Here is a 4,766-nt window from a genome sequence, read left to right as displayed (position 1 = left end):
GAGGAGGCCCTCTTGCCGCAGTCTTGCGTGTCTGCGCCCGTCGCGTCCAACTCGCGGGTGTTGCTGTGCGATTGCCTCGCGCACAGGTTCGGGAATGCCGCCGATCACCCGGACCGCACCGCGTGTTACGGCTCGGACATGACGGACGCGGAATGGCAGGTCATGCGGGCTGCACTGCCGGTCCCGGCCTGGTTCCAGGGGCGGGGCGGCCGGCCCGAGGGCTACTGCCACCGCGTCATGCTGGATGCGGTCCGCTACGTCGTCGACAACGGGGTGAAGTGGGTGAACCTGCCTGCGGACTTCCCGCCGTACCGGCGCGTGCACGCCTTCGCCCGCCGCTGGCAGATCACCGGCCTGCTCGCCGAGCTCCACGACCGGCTTCGCGACGCGGTTCGCACGCAGGAGGGCCGTTCCCCGGACCCGACAGCCGGCGTCGTCGACTCGCAGTCCGTTCGGGCGGCAGCGAATGTCCCCAGGTCAACGTCGGGATGGGACGGCGGGAAGAAGGTCGGCGGAAGGAAACGGCACCTGGTGGTGGACTGCCTCGGCCTCATCCTGGCCATTGCCGTGACCGCGGCGAGCGTGCAGGACCGCGATGCGGCCGCCCCGCTGTTCGAGCCACTGCGCAAGCGGTACTTCTCGATCCGTCTCATCTGGGCGGACGGCGCCTACTCGGGCAGCCTCGTCGCCTGGGCCCAGGAGAATCTGCAGCTCACCCTGGACATCGTGAAACGCGCCGACGACGCCACAGGGTTCGTGGTGCTGCCGAGACGGTGGGTCGTGGAGCGAACCTTGAGCTGGCTGGTCCGCTCCAGACGGCTGGTCCGTGACTACGAGACCCTGCCCGCCATGCACGAGGCCATGGTGCTGTGGTCGATGACGATGCTCATGTCCGCCCGCCTCGCCGGGCGCCGCCGTGACGCATTCATCCCGCGTTGGCCGCAACCGGCAGCGTGAACACGTTCGGCCTCACCTCTGCAGCCCAGCCCCGCGCGACCAGCCGCTTCACTCGCGAGCGCACCCCCTCGATCCGCGCCGGGGTGACCTCGCCGCCGAGCTGCAGCGCAATCGGCTTCACCCGCAGCCCCTGCGTCGCCTCCGACCCGGCGAGCACCGACAAGATCTGCTGATACTCCACGGCCAGGACCTGCACCCCCATACCCGCGACCCGCTCGGGAACCACCGAACCGGCAAGGGCACCGGACACCGGACCCACGGCCTCATCGGGCACCCGGGACAACACCTCCGTCACCGTCGCTCGCGCCTCGGCCAGCCGCGACAGTTCCACACGAGCCGACCCGAGCGCGGCCTGCACCCGCTCGGCCTCCGCCTCCAGCCGGGTCACCTCTTCCCGGACGTTCTTCTCCCGAGCCTCCAGCAATCCGAGCACCGACGGCATGACCACCTCCGCGAACGACACGAGTAGACGACCACCCGAACCATCCCGCTACAGACGCGAGTTCACGCACCACCAGCCAGGATCAAACCATCACGTTCGGAAGGCGGATGGCTTCTCAGCTGCCATCACCTACCCGCTCCCATCTCGAGCTGGGGCCCGGCGCCTGGCACACCGGCAGCTGAGCAGGCGAGCCGGGCAGCAAGCACTCGTTCACAAGAAGACTCCCCGCCGGACACTCCGCCCATAGCCCTCGGCCCGGGCGCACCGAAGCGAGTCAGCGGCCCCGCCGTACGCCGCGCGTGCGCAGCCCACCACCCGCTGCGCCGCGCAGGCACGCACACCTGCCGCGCATGGCGGGTTTGATTGCGCCCCGACCCTGACCGGCACGCCCCAGGGCCGTATCTCGCCGAATCTGTGCCAGGTATGCACCGCCGTGGTGTCCGGCACGGGCGCACAACAGTGCTGCGCCCGCAGCCCGTCCTGGCAGCTCGACAGAGAAGACCGCCACCATCTCCGAAGCACCGCCCGCTTCTGCCCGGCCTGCGGGCGCCCGAACGATGACTGTCCGCAGGCATCCTGAGCAGTCCCCCGTCGCCCCCACTACAGCACGCCGTCCACCGCAGTGGCCTCCCGGGCGACCGTTCCCCGGCGGTGCACAACGCTTGCCGACACCGTGAAGCCGCATCGGCAGCGCGGTGCAGGCATTTGGCATCCCAGCGCTCCCTCCGGGATGGCGGGTACGGTGGCCGGCATGACCGACGACATACAGAGGGTGGCTACGGCCTGGGGGCGGATCGAGGCGTGGCTCCAGGTGCATGCGCCGGCTTCCGCCGCACTGCTGCGTCCGCCGGCGAGTGCCGCCGCGGTTGCCGCGGCGGAGACGGCGATGGGGCTGGAGCTTCCAGCGACACTGGCGGCCTGGTACCGGCTGCGTGACGGTTTCGACGAGGGCCACGGATCAGGGATCCTGCCGTCCGGTATGGCGATGCTCCCTCTCGAACAACTGGTGGACGAGTACCAGACCCACACCGATGACTGGGAGCGGGAGGAGGGCATTGTGCCCTTCGCACGGACCGCGGGGGACCTCTGGTCCGGCTGGTACGTCGACGCCCGCAAGGACGATCCCTTTTTCGGCGGACTGGGACACTGGTCGGTCGACGGTGGAGACGAGCCCTACCCCTCCGGCTCGGATCGGTGGCTGCTCGCAGACTGGCTGGTTGAGCTGGCCGCTGCGCTGGAGGAGGGACGTTGTCTGCAGTGGCCCGGCGGGGGCACTGACGCTTACAACTGGCCCGTGCTGACCGGGAGACAGGGGCTGACCTGGGTTGATCCCCGGGATCCCCGGCTGTTCCCCGACGGGATGAGCAAGCTGGAGGGGCCCCGCTAGAGCCGGGGCCAGGGAGGGCGTGCGCCTACCTGGCCCCGGCGATCAGCTGTGCGTTTCGCCGGCTACGGCTTGGGGACGGTGCACGTCACGGTCGCCTTGCTGGCATCGCAGTGCTCGAACTCGGGGAAGCGCACCCAGTACTCGTCCTTGTCCAGCAGGTGGTATTTGCCCGCGGCGGAGAAGGTGCCGGAAAATCCGGCCATCGAACCGGAGTTGATCCAGCCCGACATGGCGGAGCGTCCGCAGACTTCCTTCCATGTCGGTGCCGCCTTCCGGCTGTCGTCGTACAGGTGCCATTCGCCCTGCTTGACACGGGTGGCGTAGGTCTGGACACAGGTATTGCCTGACGTGACCTCGTTGAGCCCGTCGAGGGCGGACGGCATGCCGGCGGAGTTGTAGGTGGAGGCGTAGGCGAACTCGTCGCACGATGACGTGTCCGTCGGTTTGATCTCCGGCAGCAACGTGGTGTCCGGGTTGCCGTGGACGCTGGCCCAGCTCTTGCCGTCGCTTTCCTTGGGGCAGATGACGTCCCGGTTCTTCTGCGGGTCCCGGCCGTGCTCGTTCTTGTCGGCCAGCGGCAGGAACTTCATCGGCTTGCCCGCGCTCTTGCTGCCCGGGTGATTGGGCAGCTTCGACTGGATCAGCCAGCCGTGCGCGACGGCGGCCGGGTACTTCTTGAAGTTCATCACCCAGGTGGGCTTGTAGGCGGGGAAGACGCAGCCGGGCTTGGCGGGGGCGGCGATCTTGTCGCAGCGGACGTCCAGATCGGGCGTGGACGTTCCCAGGTCACCCTGGTCCAGTTCCTTGACCGTGTCGGGGGTGCGGGCCGACCATTCCCACTTCATCGCCACCTTGGAGATGCCGCTGGGGGCCGTGATCGACACGGTGTGATTGAACGTGGCGACGGCGACGTGGAGATCTGCACCGGTCGTGCTCCATGTGGGAAAGCCCCTCCACGTGGGCGAACTCGTGGAACAGTCCGGAGAGCAGGAGAACTTGGGGGTGAGCGTCAGCGGACCCCACTCAGTCTGCTTGCCCTCGAAGTCTGCGAAGTCGATCGGGAAGAGCGTCCACTCCTGCAGGAAGCTGGTCGATTGCGGGTCCAGCTTCATCTGGATCACCGAGGCGAACGTGCCGTCACCCGTCAGGATCGTCTGGCCGTTCGGCAACTTGCTGTAGATACGCGCGTGAATGGGCGTCGCCCTCTTCATGCAGGCCTCGGTGCGCTTGATCCAGTCCTTGCCGGGGCTGGTATCGGTACACCAGCTCACGAGGTCGGAGTCGGCCCGCACGCTGCGCAGACGCTGCTCCACAGTGGCCCGCTGCTTCTTGGTCAGCTCATCGGGCCGGCCGACCTCCAAACAGCCGATCTTGTTGTTGCCGAGGTCGGAGCAGTTCTCGTCCGGGCCGGGCCGGGTCTTGCGCAGAGAGGGGTCGTCTACGGTCCGCTGCGCTTCCAGCGGTTCCTGGAACTCCTCCAGGTTGACCTTCGCGGCGTTCTTGTCCGGCTCCGGCAGCTTGATGTCGACGGCCCGGTCGCGGATCTTCAACTTGGCCCAGGGAGACCACTCGGTCTCGTACAGACCGCCGTCGTAGGCGGAGGTGTGGAAAGCGTAGGTGACGCCGGGCTTCAGGATCCCGTAATCGACCGTGACTTTCGCCGTTTTGCCGGAGGGCACGAAGTCGGATACGAGCACGCCGAACTCGCTGTCATCGAGCTTGACTTGCGTCTTGGGCTTGCCGTTGGCGTCCGTCGTATAGACCTCGAAGGTCAGGTTGGCCTCGTCGTTGTCCTTGTCCGTGACGGTGTTGCTCAGGACCGTCTCCGTACTGCTGACCTGCCACACACCGCCCGCCTGGCTGGTCGAGGGGCCGGCCTGCGGATTCTTGCCCGAGACCGGCCGGTTGCCGGCTCGCACGTTCTTCTCCGGGCCCGCTGCTGGGCGTGAGGAAGGGGCGGCGGTGGGGTCGGGGTTGGGG

General features: G+C 68.1%; 4 protein-coding genes. 2 read left to right on the top strand and 2 right to left on the bottom strand.

Features of this window, described 5'->3' with window-relative positions:
* The first annotated feature begins 138 nt into the window (after positions 1–138).
* The gene (locus ACQKIP_RS40070) at positions 139–957 is read left to right on the top strand and encodes an IS5 family transposase (RefSeq protein ID WP_365861991.1); all 819 of its coding nucleotides are present in this window, start codon (positions 139–141) and stop codon (positions 955–957) included.
* Here ACQKIP_RS40070 and ACQKIP_RS40065 read toward each other — a convergent pair.
* Positions 926–1,420: a hypothetical protein gene (locus ACQKIP_RS40065; RefSeq protein WP_365861993.1), complete on the bottom strand. Its 495-nt coding sequence runs from the start codon at positions 1,418–1,420 to the stop codon at positions 926–928. The two genes, ACQKIP_RS40070 and ACQKIP_RS40065, sit on opposite strands and share 32 nt — an antisense overlap.
* Before the next feature lie 730 nt (positions 1,421–2,150).
* On the opposite strand from ACQKIP_RS40065, the gene ACQKIP_RS40060 reads away from it, so the two are divergent.
* On the top strand, positions 2,151–2,786 hold the full coding sequence (locus ACQKIP_RS40060) for an SMI1/KNR4 family protein (protein WP_365861994.1): 636 nt from the start codon (positions 2,151–2,153) through the stop codon (positions 2,784–2,786).
* A 62-nt stretch (positions 2,787–2,848) separates the two neighbouring features.
* Here the strand turns inward: ACQKIP_RS40060 and ACQKIP_RS40055 are convergent.
* A partial coding sequence (locus tag ACQKIP_RS40055) for a hypothetical protein (RefSeq protein WP_427745298.1) occupies positions 2,849–4,766 on the bottom strand: 1,918 nt, incomplete at its 5' end.

Origin of the sequence: Streptomyces sp. NPDC059900, from assembly GCF_050270335.1 — a bacterium.
Lineage (GTDB): Bacteria > Actinomycetota > Actinomycetes > Streptomycetales > Streptomycetaceae > Streptomyces.
This window is presented reverse-complemented; position numbering and strand designations above follow the sequence as displayed.